We start from the raw sequence: 16,714 nt of genomic DNA, 5'->3' as shown, positions 1-16,714 counted from the left end.
CTGGAATTTTTAATTTATATTGATGGCTAAATAATTGGTAAAGCCTATCTGTTACCGTAATTTTCGAAACGGTGCCTATAATTGGCAAATTAAACAACCTTCATTGCTCTCGTAATCATCAACTCCACCTAAGATATTCATGAGACTTTTATTTGCGGAGTTAGCTTTTTTACGAGCTTTCACTAACTCGTGTTCACGTTTGATTTGTTCCATTCGCTCGGGTTTTTCGAGTTCTGCTAAGGGTTCGTTACCGCACCAATAAAAAGTTGTAGTAGCTTTCTTTCCTGGTTTTTCGTAGGCCTTAGCTTGTTCAAATAGATCTGGATAAGTCTCCTTTAAACGTACCCATTCAATTTTTTGCTGATAAAAGCAAAAAAAGCATCCGGATCGTGTCCTTCCCCATTCGGTATACGGTGGCATTCCCAATCCCGACTCTTCTAAAATATTTACAATGTCGCCCCTAACTAAACCATCTTCTTTAAATGGATAGATTGGGATGATATTAGGTTTACTGCTAATATACCCTGTGCGGTCTTCGTCCGCACGTAACCCGACGTAATTGTAGCATTTACCAGACCCTATAAAGCGCTCGAAAGGTCGCAATTTCATCATTCTTGTGCACCAACGGCGGTGACTTGATGGCAACATCCCGCCATATACTTTCAGCAGTTGGTCAAATCCAATGAAATCACCATTTTCGACGGTGCTTTTATGAATTTCTTTGCCGAGAATAGCCTCTAATCGTCCTAAGTATTCATAGGTTTCAGGTAGTTCCTTACCAGTATCATGGAATACGTATTCCATGTCCGGAATACGGTCACGAAGATAAATTGCTAGGGCGGCACTGTCCTTACCTCCTGATAGGCTTAATATATGTCTAAAACCATTTTGATTCATCGCTTTTTCCTCAATTACAAATGTATCAACTTGTACACTTACTTTCCGGAAGATTATCAATCATAGTGTCTTTTTTAACTATTTCTGTATTCACAATTTCAATCCAGAAATATGTCTTCAATTTTTTGACATCTACAGTGGAATAACCCGAACTTAGTTTTTTATTTTCAACAATTGTAAAGTCATCACCGGGCTTAGGCTTCTTGAAAGCTCTGTTAGTAAAAAACCAATCATCGAACTTTAAATTAAATTTCTCCAATTCTTCCAGTAGGCTTTTTTGCTTGGGGTCTATTTCTGTGTCATGCTCTTGGGGGCGCAAATTTTTTATTTCTTCTATCAAAGCTTCCTTAAAGTCTAGAGCAAACTGGAGTGTAAGACGATACTTATCTTTTTCTTCATCGTCTTTATCATACCTGGAAAGATTCTTTATTTGCATGAAGCCGTAATTATCTTTCGCTGGTAAGAAATCCCTATTAATCTTTCCATCCCAAGATTTATATCCAACACGAATGCTCAACGAACCGTATAGTGGTGGCGAAACAGGTAATCCAACACGGGACAGATTAGAAGTGAAGCGACGCTGCACTTCTAAAGCAAAAGGTAAACGTAATCGATGCTCTCTATTCAGCTGATCCTTCTTTACCCAATCTATGAAGTCTTTATATTCAATAGTTTTTACACGCTCAATATTCCAATAAATTCGATACTGTTTTTCCTCGAAAATAAAAAATTCAGTTTTAAGCTTGTCGTTGCTTATTTGATTTTCAATTTCATCTAGTGTTCCTGGTATAACAAAAATGCTCATCTCCTTATCCATTTTGGACGGCCGTTCCAAATCGCATTGTGGATTGATAATCATATGGACGTTTTTGCTACCTGTTGACGTAAACAAATCTCCCAAGTGTAAATGTGGAGCATCGGGTAGCGTTTCATCGTTTAAATACCATTTATGGGCGAGCGTATCAAAATCCTGCTCGTACAAGGCGGTCATGAAGATTTTGGAAAGATTTTTAGATGGCGTAGTATGATGCAAGGGCTTTTTGTCAGATATGATTTGATCCAAAGTATCTTGAATTGCAATCAATTCCGTGTTTTTAAACATCAAATTTTGCCAATGTGCGCCATAGAGCCATTTCAAGTAATCGCCTAAAGGTTGTTGAGAGTCTCTTAATATGCTACTGTAGATATATTCATAATCTTCCACTTTTAATTTCTTGACTTCAACACCGAATTGATCTTGTGCTTCCTTGGCAGCATTAATCAATGTGTCCAAATAACTTTGAAGTTTACCGTTAGATATAAACTCCTCCTGGTAAGCTCGTATTAATAGAGAAACTTTTTCCGGATTAGATAGGTCTTTCTTTTGCGAGAATCGAAAAACCCCTTCTACCCAACCGGCATCTTCCTGAAATTTTTCAATTAGTGTTTCATCTCTTGAGTCCGAAGACATAAGGATTGTAATTGGTTTACTGCCTTTTGGGCACGCATCATAAATTTGTTTCGCAATACGTTGGGCATTTGCTACAGCTTCTTTCCCTTCCTGGACCCCAAGGTTATAATCAAGGAACACATAAACGTATTCATTACTATTAAATATAGTCCAATCTTCAATAAAGGATTTTTGCTCTTTGATTTCAAAGTTTTTTTCCTTCAAGTTGGAACAAAGTCGTTTTAACTCATCGAGATTATCAATTCGCCTTTGAAAGACTGATGTATGATAAACGAATTTTCTAAGTTCAGGATCATCGTGTCGTTCCCAAAGAACACGTAAATGATTTTCGTAATCAACAGAGTCATCATTCCAATCGTTTAAGGCTGGCCGGTCTATATTAAGGGCTTCTAACACTTTATCAAAAGCATCAGTTTCTCCATTTGCTTCGGAGCAAAACGCACGGTAATCTTCGATAGGAATTTCGCTGGCATAGATATCATCAAAAGCGTCATCAATCACAACAGCTTTGATTACTTTCATCTCCTGTTCAGTGGTGGGTGAAGTTTCGGTCATAAAATGTGATATTCAGGTTTATCGTATTATTAACATTTACTTAGGTCAAAAATGAATGTGTTCAAATGGTCTTTAGTGCCGTCATCTAACAGGTACAAGGATGCATTATGATATTTTGCTTGCTCTTTAGATATATAAAGCCCCAGTCCTTTACCCACGCTCGGTGGTTTTGTACTGTAAAACGGCCTAAATACCTCTTCCTTTTTATCTACTGAAATACCAGGCCCATTATCAGAAATAAGCAATTGCGAATTTGTGCGATCAACCTTGATAAAGATTTCGGGTTTAAAATTCCGATCAATGTTATGATGCTGTTTTAGCCAGTAAACCGAATTGCTAATGAGATTCTCTAATATTTGAATAATCATTCCCGGCACGGCACGAACGATCCATTGCGGATTATTGTCATTGTCAATTACTGAAAAATTGATGTGGTGGCGCTTGAATTGCTCGCGATGATTGTCTGAAATTTCCTTGATCAAATATTTAAGATCGGTTGGTGTTTTATGTTGACGACCAGAAGGACCGAGAGGATCAAGCACTTTTAAGCGGGTTTGAAGTGTTTTCAACTGTGATCTTAGTGTCGACATTGTGCCGCTCAAATTACTTGGAAGATTTGAACCGAGGGTATCTATTGTTTTCATTGCATGCTGAGTTGCCCTATTAAGTTCGTGTGCGATTACATCAACCATTAAACCAAGCCCGGCAAGATCGACAGTAGTCTTTAATCGATCTTCATAGACGGATGCAGTATCTTTCGCTCTTTTAACTAAAGCATTGCTTTCAGAAAGCACGTCATCAATTATTGAAAGTGCATCTTGTTCATTCTCTAATTCCGGATATTTTTCACGAAGTAATTGTACTGCTTGACGAACGTCAGCTTGTCCCTTTTCAATTCGTTCTTCAATTTCATCCAACTCAAGTGCGGCTATGTTTTCATCTTCCATTTCCTTTATCTCATCGAGATAAACTTTCAATTCCTTCCAGATGAAAAATTGTAACAGCGCAACAAGCGCTTTTTTCTCAACATTATCACGCAGTCCTTCGCGATTGGTTTGATCTAATAGTACAGAATTGCCTGCAGATGAAATTTCAACTTTTCCTATTAATTGCCTTCTGTTTAACTTATATCCGCCGGACGATAACGCCTTCTTATCTATCTGTAGCCAATCATCATCTGGCCCACCATAAGGATTAACTCTAAAACCGTCCCTGAACATCATTAAACCACCGCCCCAGTTATCAACTAGCTTTTTGATATTTGCAGCATCAAAAACACCTTCTTTAAGGGTCAGTAATTTTCTGTTAAACCAATAAAGTTCCACTTTAAAGGGTCCCAGTGCTTCTAATATTTCTCGGTATTGAGGGGACGCGATAATACCCGCCAAATGGGTACCAGAAAGTGAGAAAGTTTTCTGCCTGTTGTAGGACTTATAATCGATTTCTCCAGAAAATATAGGTCCGTCTTTTTTATCTATCAAAAGCGTAGCCGCAGCTCTAGCATGGGCATAATCGAAAACCGTTTTATCTATGCCCGGCAAAGGTACCGTTTGTCTATTAAACCAAAGATTGATAAAATCTCGGTTTTTAGATTCAAATGGGTTAATAAAACGGTTAAGCTCACTTTCGGCTATCTTAAACAGTTTGTCAAAGGTCCATTCATTATTTAAATCGTATACAAAAATTCTGGTACCTTTTAGAGAAACATCTTTTTTTACTTTGCCAAGTTTAGGTTCAAGCTTGATCGAATCTAGTAAAGCGTCGGAATCGTGTGAAAAAATTGACCAGTCAATTTCTAACTCATTAAAATTTTTTTCTCCAGCTTGTGTAGTCTCAACTCTTAATCCTTCGCCCAATCGCATAACTGAAAGCCTTCCTAGTCCTTTTTCACCTAATATAGGCCGACCTTTATTATTTTCCTCTTCTCGTTGTTTCCGTCTATTTCTGGTACCGATGGTGAGGTAGATGTCTGTTAAATCCTTTAAAGACATACCATCTCCGAGATCCTTAAAAAGTATATAATTGGCCTTTTTAAGGACACTCAAGAGATAAATGGGGTCATCTATGGTCTCTAATTCCTCAATTAACTCGCTTGCCTGGTGAGCCTCATCGTTTATATTTAATAATGCCGTATCTATTATATTTGAGATTGTGGCATTAGTTTTCTTTCCTTCAACAAGTAATGAGCATTGTTCTTTTAGCATGACTAAAAGTTCAAAGTCAATTCTTACAACAACTCTTACTTCTACAGATCTGGATTGCGCATCAAATGCGTTTTTAATCAACTCGTAAAAAGCAATCGCATCAGTGCTGATTAGCTCTGATCCTAATTGTAATATTGTGCGGGCTGTTATTTTAAACGACATACATCAGTTTTGATTTTTTTTATTTTGGGCATCGTCTAGCATCTTCCATAAGGCATTTGATGCAGCAGCCATACCTAATTGGCCATACTGCTCAAGCAAATCCGATATTTTTTTCTCTAAGCCGTCAATTACTTCGGCCTCAGAAGTACTAAAATGAATAACTTGACCCCTTTCCTGCCCGTCAGGTCGTGTCAGCGCAACCCTTAAGGATATTCCCTCGCCGTCTTTTTTTGACTTGCTGTAAACGGTCGCTTCAACGCGAATAAATTGCTGTGTTAGATGGTGTAGTTCCTGCTCAAACTTATAAATATCCTTTTCACGCCATTTATTAGCTGGCATTGAACACAATAGATTGGCCAAGGATTCCGCCCATTGGTCTGCATTTAGGTTGAGATCCGCTAAACGTAAACAATAGCTTTTCAAACGAATTTCAGTAATAAACGGCAATACGGAAGTCGCGCGCTTAGATAGCGCTAGACGGTTTTTTTCGAAAGACCCCGTAAGTTCAAATTCCTTCATCAAATCTTCAAGTAGGCGGTGAAGTAAGGCAGGATAACTTTGCCTAAGTTCGTCTATAGCCTCTTTTAGTTTTTTTGAGAATTCCGCTATCACTTCAGGTTGTAGACTGGCGTTTTTCAGGTCGCCAATATCGCATGCTTCTGGTAGATCGGTAAATAAAAGATTGACCGGGTCTCCCGTTTTCCGTAATATATTGCGAACACGCTGGGTAATTGAATTAAGGCTATTTGAATTCAATACATACTCGGGCAACTTGCCCATGAATGTATAGAGCGGTTTTATAATGTCAAGAAGATCTACCTGATCTACGACTTCATTGACAAATCCAAGGTCCTGTGCTAACTTGGAAAAAAGTGAAGTACGCAACGTAGTGATCGGATAAAACTGTATTTGAAACGTTTCCGGGGCCTTAATAAGTCGGAGGTAGTTCGAACCAGTTATCCGGGGTATAAAAGAACCATCTTCATACAACGCTACGGCTTGCTCGTTCATTACAATAAATACCGCCAACAGGACGGGGATCATTCCATCGCGGACACCAAAAGGCTTTGATCGCAGTACTTCAAATATATCAGGCACCTCTACGCGTTGATTGTGTTGGTCATTGAGAAGCTCATTAATACGCTGCATCGCCGGGATAACGTTGCAGTTATCAAGATCATAGGCCTCATCAGGCAATCTGATTTGCCAATTTCCATTACCCGCTTCATGGTGAAATCCTGCCGCATGAAAAACCGATAAATACATGGACATTTCCGGCGGATGTTTCTCGGGATCCATGCCTAAGAATGGCTTATCAGAATATTCAAACAGTCGTTCACAAAGCCGTAAACGCGCGGATGCTGCCGCTGAAGAGATATCCCTGCGATTAACAAGTTCGTTATGGATACGCGGTGCATAGGGAAAAAGCTCATCGAAAACATCGGCTAAAAAACCCATCATGGCCCGATTGCCTATAAGGGCTTCCTTCTTTTGTCCGAGGTGATACCATGCGAGCGCACTGTCCGCGCTTAGTGAATTAAAGCCGATTATTCTTTGCAATTGTTTTTGTAGTTCCAAATTTGATATTGCTAACTGTCGTGACACTTCATCACGAGCATACTTATCATGACGAAGGTCGCCAACCGACCTTTCGACCCATTCCCAACGGCGGACCTCTTCCAAAAATTCACTAAGAAAGCGCAATTGACCGGGAATCACGACAATAACACTGGGTGGCATATTATCAGCCGCAGCCTCGATAATGCTAATGGCTAGCTGCACCTGCTGTTCAGTTTCGCACAATGGAACAAGTATAAGACCATCTGAATCAAAAGGACGGTTCAATGATGATTCAAGCTCCGAAGCATCAATATAGTCAATCCCAAAGTATCGCAAATTCCCTGTTTCGATATAATGGCGGCGGGCAACGATTGGTCTGGTGGATAATCTATCCTTAAGTAAACTCTTTAGATCATTTGTTTGAGGTCCGACAGCTGCGATTGCCTGTGCATAGCAATCCTCGATATTGACACTGCTATGCGGCCAAATACAATACCCACCTGCGTGTCCACGGAAGTGTATTATATTGTCCCGATTCAATTTATCCAACACTTCTCTCATATCCGAATCATTAGCTAACGACAAAAGCGCTTCAGATGCAATTAAAGCATCGGAGTTTATGAGATTGATCAGCCCTATGGTCTTCAACAGCTGCAATTGCTCCTCATTCGAATAGGGAAAAGTTGCAATGACGTCATTTACTGCTTTCCAATGATAACTTAGTGCAGCCAATTTCGTGCCGAAAGCGGCCCGCGCAAAATCATATAGGTCATGCAATCTGTACAACCGCATACCCTCTGTACGCTGAACAAAATCTTGCAAACCAAAGGACTCTTGACCCAATAAAAATGAGTAGAGGGAACGCTCGTTTTGCCCGAAAGTAGTGAAGAGTTTTACTAATATAGGTATTACGGTTGGATGAAGCGGGTAAAGTCTTTTTGCCAGTTCTTCAAGAAGGTCTGAGCTTACGGTGTAGCCATACCAGCCTAAAGTTAGAGCCTTATGCATCAACACTGTCATAAATTCACCTGAATTTGACGGTATGGCCTCAGAATCAACGTCTAAAGCATGGCCGATCAGCAATACTACCTGATCTAAGGGGTGGTGCCATAGAATCTCCTCAAAGCGCCCTGCTACCTTTTCCCATTCTCTTTGCTGGCTTTTGGCAAGGCGTTCTGAATAGGCATTTAAACCCTGATGCAAAATTGTTACGACGATTATTGGATGCTTACCGCTTCTAGCAGCCATCTCCGCTAGAGATTGTAAAAGGAAAATATCTTCCTGTTCAGGTTTGGAGGCAGCAAGTTCAAGGAATTTTCCCGCCTCATCTATAAAAATGGAAATGCCAAAACCGGTCTTGCTTTTTATAATAAAGTCATGAAAACGTTTGGTCATTTTTAAAACCACCGAATCGTCGGGCTTGGCCGTTTCCGTCAAAATATGTTCTACTTCCTTTAGTAAGCTTTCACCCTTACTTTTTTCAGTTAGATAAGTTACCATACTTTGAAGGATTGCCTGGCCAAGTGAACCGCGGTAACCGGTAATGAGTAACGGTATTATGCGAGCGCCTTCCGCACCGTAATTTGAGACCTTTATATGACCTGGCAGGTCTCTTTTATCCAACACATTTGCGGCAAATAATGCAAACGATGATTTGCCCGAACCATAGTCACCAGTGATACGCCAGGCGCGTAAACTTGACTGCGGTTTCAAGCCGGCCAGGATCTTATGTAAGGATTGCTCACTTTGAGGAGTGACCAAGTAGTTATTTAAAGCCTCCGGATCATGCCAATCGCGTTCAAGATTGGTCGACCTCAGATATTGCTGATGTGTTTTAAATATATGTATCTCTTGAGCTATACTCACTATAATCGTTCCTGTTAATTCTTCTAATTTAGTTAAATAATACCTTCTGGTAAATCCTGCTCAACGTCTCCATCACAATTTCGTCGCTTAATTCCATATTTTTAACAATACGGGGTACTGCAGCAGATGAGACATACTCGAACAAACCTAGGGAATCTGCGTTAATACGTTCCAGCCGAAGACGAAGTTCGGGTTCCGGAAGTTTAAATATCTGTCCAATACTAAACGGCATTGATGAGACATCACGAAATGATAAGGTTTTTTCGGCTGCGTGAAAATTTCGCCAATGATCTAATAAGCAATAGGTAAAAAGCTCATTTGAAATGGTTCTGCCATTTTCGCTATTAAATTCATAAACTGGCTCCCGCCGGCCGGTTTCTCCCATCACGCGCTCACCCGCTTGGGAAATAAATTGCAATTCATTTAAAGGACAATCTAAGGAGTCTTCCAATACCTCGTTGGTTTTTTTCGACCGTACAGGTACATAACTGTGAAGAAAGATATCAAAATGCTGATCTTTAGTAAAATCAGCCAGCGGGCGATCCATTTGGTCGGATTCCTTTGTGAATTGCGCTAATACTTCGGAGCGCGTAAATTGTGGTTGAGGCCAGCGAAAAAGTAAGAAGTACCATGCGAAAAGCGGATCATCTTTAATACTAGAAAGCTTCCAGTGTAATAACCATAGTGTTTGGATGTCTTCCAGAAAAGGATCGTAGCCCTCTTCTCCAAATAGCTGGTGACCAAAATCAGTAATGGATAGCCCTGGGCCATTTTGACATGGTTGGGCCACGCTGAAGGCTTGAACCCAAAAACGAATGGATTTAACCATATTCTTACCAACGCCCAATGTTACCATCGCGTTGTTGTCATCAGCGAATATTTCCGGATTGTGTAAAATAGCTTTATAGGCTTTAGGAAGCCAAGTATAACGGGCGGGAAAACTTTCGTGTCCGGAAAATCTAAATTTCATCTATCAGTATTTGTAATAAGGCGGCCGGACGATCCCGACAAAACTGCCAGGCAACGTCCAAGCTATCAAAAATAATCTTTATTTTCGGCCTATTTATAAAAATAATCTAACAAATATAAGGATGATTTATTTAGATAACCATGCAACTACTGCCTGTGACCCAAGGGTCATAGAAAGCATGGTGCCATTTTATACCACATTTTATGGTAATGCGTCTAGCAATCATCTTTATGGTGAGATCGCTGCAAATGCTGTAAATGAAGCCGAGAAAAAAATCTATAATTTAATTAACGGGCAACATGGAACGCTTGTTTTTACCTCAGGAGCGACGGAGAGCAATAACATTGTTTTAATCGGGCTGGCGCAGGGCCACTACCAAAGAACCGGAAAGAAAGGTAAGATTGTTACTACTGGTATCGAACATAAAGCTATATTATCTCCACTTTCGTACCTCGAAAATGATGGTTGGCAGATCGAATACTTGCCGATAGATATTACCGGTACGGTTGATTTGGAAAAAGCGCGCGAGATCATTGATCAACGAACAGTATTGGTTTCGGTCCAGCTAGCTAATTCTGAAATTGGTACGATACAACCGATAAAAGAATTGGCTGCCTTATCGCACCGCGCCGGTGCGTTTTTTCATTCAGACGCAGCACAGGCGGTTGGGAAGATCTCTGTGGATGTTGCAGACAGTCAAGTGGATTTGCTCACCTTCAGCGCACATAAATTATATGGACCAAAAGGTGTAGGCGCAATCTGGATCAACCAAGACCCGGATTTGCTTTATAAACTTCAGCCGATCATGTTCGGGGGAGAATCGGGTAGCCGTCTTCGTCCAGGTACCTTACCCGTTCCGCTCGTTGTAGCATTTGGAGAAGCGTGTGCAATATGTGCCGAGGAATTAAAAGAAGGAACACATTATTTGTCGCTATTACGGGATCATTTTGAAAGCTTATTAAAGGCAGGCATACCAGATCTGTTAATTAATGGTAACCTTAGCAATCGTTTACCAAACAACTCCAACTTAACATTTCCTGATACGGAAGCCGATTTGTTACTAGCCAACCTACCGGAAATAGTTGCAAGTACGGGTTCAGCCTGTGAATCCGGAAGCATTGAACCTTCGCGCGTTCTATTAGCTATTGGTGTTCCGCGGGACGATGCCTTTAACACTTTGCGAATTGGACTTGGTCGTTTTAACACAATTTCTGAAATTGAAATCGCGGCGAAACTTTTCATTAAAGCTTATACTGAAGCTTTTGATGTTTTATAGAATTAGCAACAAAAGTCACACATCTTGTTCGTTCCACTTTTTTGGGAACTTTTCACCAAAACCAACGTATCTCTGATTTGAATTCAAAACGATCAGGTTTTCCTTAGTTCGCGTAATCGCGGTGTATACAATAGCATCAAGTTTTTTGGGGTTGTCCGGTATTCCGAGTGGGATATACAAAACAATATTAAGCAACTCCCAGCCCTTAAACGAGTGAATTGTTGACATTTTCAGGCGGCTATCACCCATCCAAAATGCCTTCTTATGCGGATGATAACGAGCTTCGGAATTGTCTTCAAAAACATGATTAACTTCAATGCCTTTTTCTTTAAACAAATTTATACAATCCTGCCCGTGTTTATGACTGGGCAATAGTAAAATTATGTCAGAAGGACTGTATTGAGCTTTCTTCAAGCGGCGGAATGCGTGATAAACCATATCTTGCCATTCAGAATCCCTTATGTTAAGCCAAACAATGTGCTGGGAGTGCAATAGTACAGGCAGAATATCAATTTTTGAGAGCTTAATATCCTGATTCAAATTAAATAGCTCGCTGAACTCGTTAGATAGTTCGGCTACTTTTTGCGGCATACGATAACTCACTGTTAAATCAATGAAAGGGGAAACAAATTTTTCAAGGCCTTGACGGGTAACACGTTTATCGATCCAATCCATTTCCCGGTCATAGATATTTTGCTTTTTATCACAAACTACCAACAGTTCATCACGCTTAGTAAGAAAAAGTTCATTTAGCATCCCATACCACTCCACATGATAGTCTTGCCCTTCATCGATCAGGATCGCATCGTATTTGTCATAATCACCACCTGCTACTGCCTGTCTAACTGAATTTGGCACAGTTGCCTTAAAAAAGTTTTCAATGGCATTTTCATATTCGAAAGGAAATTCAAATACGGTTGGTTCGGGCGATCTCGGCCATTCTTCACCAAACTCATTTAGTTTATCTTTACAAAATCCATGAAAATGGCTGAACGTAATTTTATCCCACTTAAATTTAAAGGGCGCTCTGGCGATCATATCCTTAATATAATGCCATAGTGTGATGTTAAATGAGATAATTAAAACGTTAAGCCCTGATGATGCTAAATTCGCAGCACGATATGCTAATGCCTGTGTTTTTCCGCTCCCGGCCACGCCCCTCGCACGGTGATGTCCTACAGCAGGCATTGCTAATTTCTCTTGATTACCCTTTAATGTTAAAGGTCCCCCTTGCTCGATATAATGAAAAGGTGGATTAAACCAAAACAGCAACTCTTCATTCCAAGCAATGTCCCAAAAATAACTATTACTGTAATTTACGTCAGGTACAACCTTTTCCAAATTGCCCGGCATTAACGAATCACTTCCCAAAATTGGTAAATATGAACTATCTTTTTCAGGGTTTACAAATAATTCTTCAGCTTTCCATTCCGGTGACTTATGGAAATACAAGGCTGTTTTAATTAAACCAAAAGCCTTTTTATCCTTATCCATTCTTTCGCCTATTGCTGGTACAAGCTGGCCAATGATCTTTTCTTTGTAGTGATTTACCTGTTTGATTGGGCTTTTTACCTGATATGAACTAGAACCATTCCGACCATACAGTTTTCCCCAACGGCCATTGGCATCTTTTTCACGACTGTAAAGATTCAAGTCCCAATCTTTAACCTCATAAATGACTACGCCAACAAAGGGATGAAATATAATAATATCCGGCCGGCTACCATTTAAAAAAGGCTGAGCAAAAATTAGCCACCCGCGATAAGCAGAAAGTGGCTTGTCTTTCGTCCAGTTGCTGTCTTTGGGAAGATATTTATCCAAATATGAAAGCAGCGCTTCTTCCCCCGGTGTTAGTGGATTATGTGCATCTTTAAGTTGCTCCCAGGTTGGATAAAGTCGGTTTGACACGATTAAACAAAACCAAATATAATTAATTATCAAAACGTTGCAACCTAGTTGTTTTTACGAATTACCAAATTGATACTATAATGCTGGATTAGAATTCTTGAAATCAATCTGAATAAATTTTATTCTGAGATTTTGTAAGTTCGTAATAAACTTTCTAGTAATGTCGCGATCTGTAGAAGAACGAAACCTTGTAGGTCATAATCATCGAGGCCACATTATTGATGCCTGCAGCTGGCTCGAAAAACACATTGAAGTTTTTATTTTGGATTTCTTTGTTGGAGAGCGTGGCACGCGTTGGGATATGATGCGGGAAATTTTGTTAGACCGCTTCCATTTTGATGGCAAGATCGCCACAATGGAGGTATTAGTCAAAAAGTCAGCTGGCACTAATTTTAAAAAACTTTATGGGAAACTATTTGGCGAACTAAGATATATCAAAGAGCAACGAAATTTCTTTGCTCATTACGTACAGATTGCTCGTTTAGACACCGACGATATTTCCTTGATATCTTTACGTGACGGCGCGAAAACCTTAAATTACACAGAACAGGAACTGAAGGACTTATTTGAAAAAATTCTTAAATGCTCGAATGAAGTGGTTGAACTCAACAAAAAAGTTAACGAGTTTCTTCCCGAGGAATTCCCTCGGTGATACAACATTTAATTTGAAATTTTTTCAAAATGTCGTACTTTTAATTAAGCCAAAGAAATAGCTAAGAACCGTTAATAATACGTTAACAGAAAAAAGAAAGGCAGCTACGACTCAAAGTAACTGCCTAATTATGAGGTATTTGTAGCAGGGATTGAACCTACGACCTTCGAGTTACGAGGTGTAGAAATTCCGCAATGCGTGACCATACGATTCGGTAGGATATAGCGCTCCGATTTGTGTAATCAATTATTGAACATGGCAATTAGAACGCAACGAATGAGTTGAGTCAAAGTGGTAAGGAACATGCTCACGGTTTTGATCATTGATTCGGAGGCCGACTTCGCACTTATTTGGACAAAAAGATCATCGCGACCCAGCTTCATAAAAATCCTTATTTCAAATTTATTTAGCTATAATATTCATTATCACCATTTTGCATCCTTTAACATTTCCTTATATTCGTATTCCAATTTTCCCAAATGGTTACACTTCAGGCACGGACAGACCAGGAGCTCACCACTTTGTTAAATTCAGGAGATAAACGGCCTTTCGCCGAATTGTACCTGGTAATTATTTCTAGGCTTATATCATAATTTTTCATCCCGATGCGTGATATATTCTCGAATTGTGCGATTGACTTAAGTGCTGTTAGTGTGGCCAATAAGTTTCATTTGAAGGATGGACGTTTGATTTGGGAACTTCGCAGGCTGTTTTGCTAATGCTTCACTACCTGGATAAATTAATTGAGGTGGTAGCCTAATCCATGCGCTTCTAAGAAAGCAACATACTCGTTCCAAAGACGATGGTCGAAGTTTGGTAATTCTATAATCTCGTTCATCGACAACTTCAATAAGTCACTTAAATTGCTAAGCCTGTTTAACACACAGGCTTTTTTTAATTCTGGACTAACAGGTAATAAATTTATCGGTTTGAGGAGAATGGATTCTGATCCTAAATTACCCGTCATATTGGAAGGTTAAAACGTACATGTAAAATTAAGGCAAATTTGCCTTAATTCAAAATCAAAATTAACCTAAGCTTTGGAATGTGCCACAGCTTAGAGATAATCATGCTATTAAAATCCTTGCAAACAATGTCAGGAAGTATCGATTGCAGCGCAATCTTGCGCAAGAAGCGTTAGCAAATTTGGTTGGGATAGAATTCAGTCAGATTAGCCGGATCGAGCGTGGCGTGATCAATACCAGCATTTCTATGATTTTCGCGCTCGCGAAAGCGTTGGAGATAAATCCAAGTCAGTTGATCGAGGAATGATTTATAAAAAACTTGCTCAAAACAAGGCCTTAATACAAAAAGCCCGCAAGAAACTGCGGGCTTTTTATTGTACTTAACACTCAGTTAATACTCAATTTTTTTCTTTGCGCAATACTTTTAGTACATTCGTTTTTAGATAGATACGAATCCCCGATCATGCGCGCCCTTAATACCTATACTGATCAAGAACTTGTCGCCCTGTTAAAACAGGACGATCAGCGGGCGCTGAAGGAAATATTTGAACGTTACTGGGATAAATTATTAGCAGTCGCTTTAAACAGGTTAAATAACCTGGAAGAAGCGGAAGAATGCGTGCAGGATGTCCTGATCAAACTGTGGAACCTGCGGGAAAAACTGGAACTCCGTTATACTTTATATACTTATTTGGCGGCTGCGACCCGCTACCGGGTATTGGATCTGTTAGACAGCCAGTACCGCAAACAAATTAAAACCGTCGAACTGACAGGCCAAGCTGAAATCCTCACTTCAAATACTTTGGCCGATTCTGCCCTGCTGGAAAAAGAATTGACCGAGAAGCTGGAAGATGCTATCCAAAACCTGCCGGAGAAATGCCGGATCGTTTACCGCATGAGCCGCGAAGAAGGGATGGCCAACAAGCAGATCGCCGCCGAACTGGAGATCTCTGAAAAAATGGTGGAAGCCCACATGACCCGCGCCATCAAGGGCCTAAGCGCTTCGCTGCCGGCCGTTATTTTACTCATCGCGAATATTTCTTAATTTTTTTTTCAAAGCGACATAGGGTTGTCTTTTAAATTGCCGTCTATAAAGGCAATATGGAAGAAATGCCTTCAAAAGAAGAATTACGCCGTTTGGCTTACAAATGGAAAACGGGAACGTTGACCGAAGAGGAAGCAGACAGGCTGGCGCAATGGGACCAGGCACAAAGAGATGAGATCATGGAACTATCCGATGATTCGGAAGGTCCGGACGCGGTACGCGACCGGATGTACGCTCATGTCTTGGCATCGATCAATCCAAATCAAAGACCAGCGATTAGACGCTTAATGCCATTAATTGCTATAGCTGCATCCATATTGCTGGCTTTAGCGGCTATATTATATTTCTATATAAAATCTAAACCTGCAACAGATCAAATAGTAAAGGTTGAAAACGACTTAAAACCTGGAACAAACGGTGCGATCCTGACTTTAGCCAACGGCAAAAAGATCGTTCTTGAAAAAACCAGAGTAGGGGCGATCGCATCCGGTATCAACAAATCCAACGACAGTTTATTAACTTATAACCAGCCAGAAGAAATTGGCCAGAATATCCTGGAAACGCCAAAAGGGCATCAATACAGTGTAGTATTGCCGGACGGAACCAAAGTTTGGCTCAACGCGGCATCATCATTAAAATACCCGACCAAATTCGTAAGCGAAAGAATCGTAGAATTAACAGGCGAAGCCTATTTTGAAGTGGTGCATAACGTCCATATGCCTTTCAAAGTAAAAACCAATAACCAGTTGACAGAAGATATCGGCACCAGATTTAATATCAGCGCTTATAACGACGAACCGGCTACCGCTACTACGTTGGTCGAAGGCTCAGTAAAAGTTAACGAGCAGCTCTTAAAACCTGGTTATACGGCTATTTCTCCGGTATCTACCACTACAAATGTAAAACGTGCCGATATTGACCAGGTAATTGCCTGGAAGAACGGTGCTTTCAGTTTTGAAAAGACGCCGGTACCGGTGATGATGCGGCAAATAGCACGCTGGTATGATGTGGAAGTGGCTTATGAAGGAGAAATACCCAACAAGACCATTACTGGTGAAGTACACCGTAACGTGAATGCGTCGCAGGCGCTGCAGATATTAAGCTACTTGAATATCCATTATAGAATAGAAGGAAAGAAAATCATAATAACTAAATAAATGCCAACCCTAATGAAACAGCTATGACCCGTACCCAAAACGAAACA

At 40.2% G+C, this 16,714-nt stretch carries 11 protein-coding genes; 5 read left to right on the top strand and 6 right to left on the bottom strand.

Annotated elements, in window-relative coordinates:
* Positions 1 to 75: 75 nt before the first annotated feature.
* Genes FO440_RS22445 through FO440_RS22425 form a run of 5 tightly spaced genes read right to left on the bottom strand, consistent with a single transcriptional unit; the run spans position 76 to position 9,664 of the window.
* Entirely contained in the window at positions 76 to 897 is an 822-nt protein-coding gene (locus FO440_RS22445) for a phosphoadenosine phosphosulfate reductase family protein (protein WP_144250557.1), read from the bottom strand.
* A 25-nt stretch (positions 898 to 922) separates the two neighbouring features.
* Positions 923 to 2,902, bottom strand: a complete 1,980-nt coding sequence (locus tag FO440_RS22440; RefSeq protein ID WP_144250556.1) for a hypothetical protein — start codon at positions 2,900 to 2,902, stop codon at positions 923 to 925.
* Positions 2,903 to 2,931: 29 nt separating this feature from the next.
* Positions 2,932 to 5,268, bottom strand: coding sequence for a sensor histidine kinase (locus FO440_RS22435; protein WP_144250555.1), 2,337 nt, complete (start codon positions 5,266 to 5,268; stop codon positions 2,932 to 2,934).
* 3 nt (positions 5,269 to 5,271) lie between these two features.
* Positions 5,272 to 8,694 carry a hypothetical protein gene (locus FO440_RS22430; protein WP_144250554.1) on the bottom strand — a complete coding sequence of 1,141 codons (3,423 nt, stop codon included), beginning with the start codon at positions 8,692 to 8,694 and terminating at the stop codon, positions 5,272 to 5,274.
* Positions 8,695 to 8,722: 28 nt separating this feature from the next.
* Entirely contained in the window at positions 8,723 to 9,664 is a 942-nt protein-coding gene (locus tag FO440_RS22425; protein WP_144250553.1) for a DUF4007 family protein, read from the bottom strand.
* 121 nt (positions 9,665 to 9,785) lie between these two features.
* Here FO440_RS22425 and FO440_RS22420 point away from each other — a divergent pair, with 121 nt between their 5' ends.
* A complete protein-coding gene (locus FO440_RS22420) occupies positions 9,786 to 10,940 on the top strand; it encodes a cysteine desulfurase family protein (RefSeq protein WP_144250552.1) in 1,155 nt (384 codons plus the stop codon).
* 15 nt (positions 10,941 to 10,955) lie between these two features.
* On the opposite strand, the gene FO440_RS22415 is transcribed toward FO440_RS22420, so the two are convergent.
* Positions 10,956 to 12,848: a nuclease-related domain-containing DEAD/DEAH box helicase gene (locus FO440_RS22415; protein ID WP_186292759.1), complete on the bottom strand. Its 1,893-nt coding sequence runs from the start codon at positions 12,846 to 12,848 to the stop codon at positions 10,956 to 10,958.
* Between the two features lie 160 nt (positions 12,849 to 13,008).
* Here FO440_RS22415 and FO440_RS22410 point away from each other — a divergent pair, with 160 nt between their 5' ends.
* The 4 genes from FO440_RS22410 to FO440_RS22390 all read left to right on the top strand — a co-directional run bounded on the left by FO440_RS22410 (position 13,009) and on the right by FO440_RS22390 (position 16,667).
* Complete coding sequence (locus FO440_RS22410; protein WP_144250550.1) at positions 13,009 to 13,500, top strand: hypothetical protein; 492 nt, start codon at positions 13,009 to 13,011, stop codon at positions 13,498 to 13,500.
* A 1,047-nt stretch (positions 13,501 to 14,547) separates the two neighbouring features.
* The gene (locus tag FO440_RS22400) at positions 14,548 to 14,772 is read left to right on the top strand and encodes a helix-turn-helix domain-containing protein (protein WP_222104036.1); all 225 of its coding nucleotides are present in this window, start codon (positions 14,548 to 14,550) and stop codon (positions 14,770 to 14,772) included.
* Positions 14,773 to 14,928: 156 nt separating this feature from the next.
* Positions 14,929 to 15,510: an RNA polymerase sigma-70 factor gene (locus tag FO440_RS22395; RefSeq protein ID WP_144250548.1), complete on the top strand. Its 582-nt coding sequence runs from the start codon at positions 14,929 to 14,931 to the stop codon at positions 15,508 to 15,510.
* A 56-nt stretch (positions 15,511 to 15,566) separates the two neighbouring features.
* A complete protein-coding gene (locus tag FO440_RS22390) occupies positions 15,567 to 16,667 on the top strand; it encodes a FecR family protein (protein WP_144250547.1) in 1,101 nt (366 codons plus the stop codon).
* The last annotated feature ends 47 nt before the right edge of the window (positions 16,668 to 16,714 follow it).

Origin of the sequence: Mucilaginibacter corticis (genome assembly GCF_007558865.1) — a bacterium.
Taxonomy (GTDB): Bacteria; Bacteroidota; Bacteroidia; order Sphingobacteriales; family Sphingobacteriaceae; genus Mucilaginibacter; species Mucilaginibacter corticis.
This window is presented reverse-complemented; position numbering and strand designations above follow the sequence as displayed.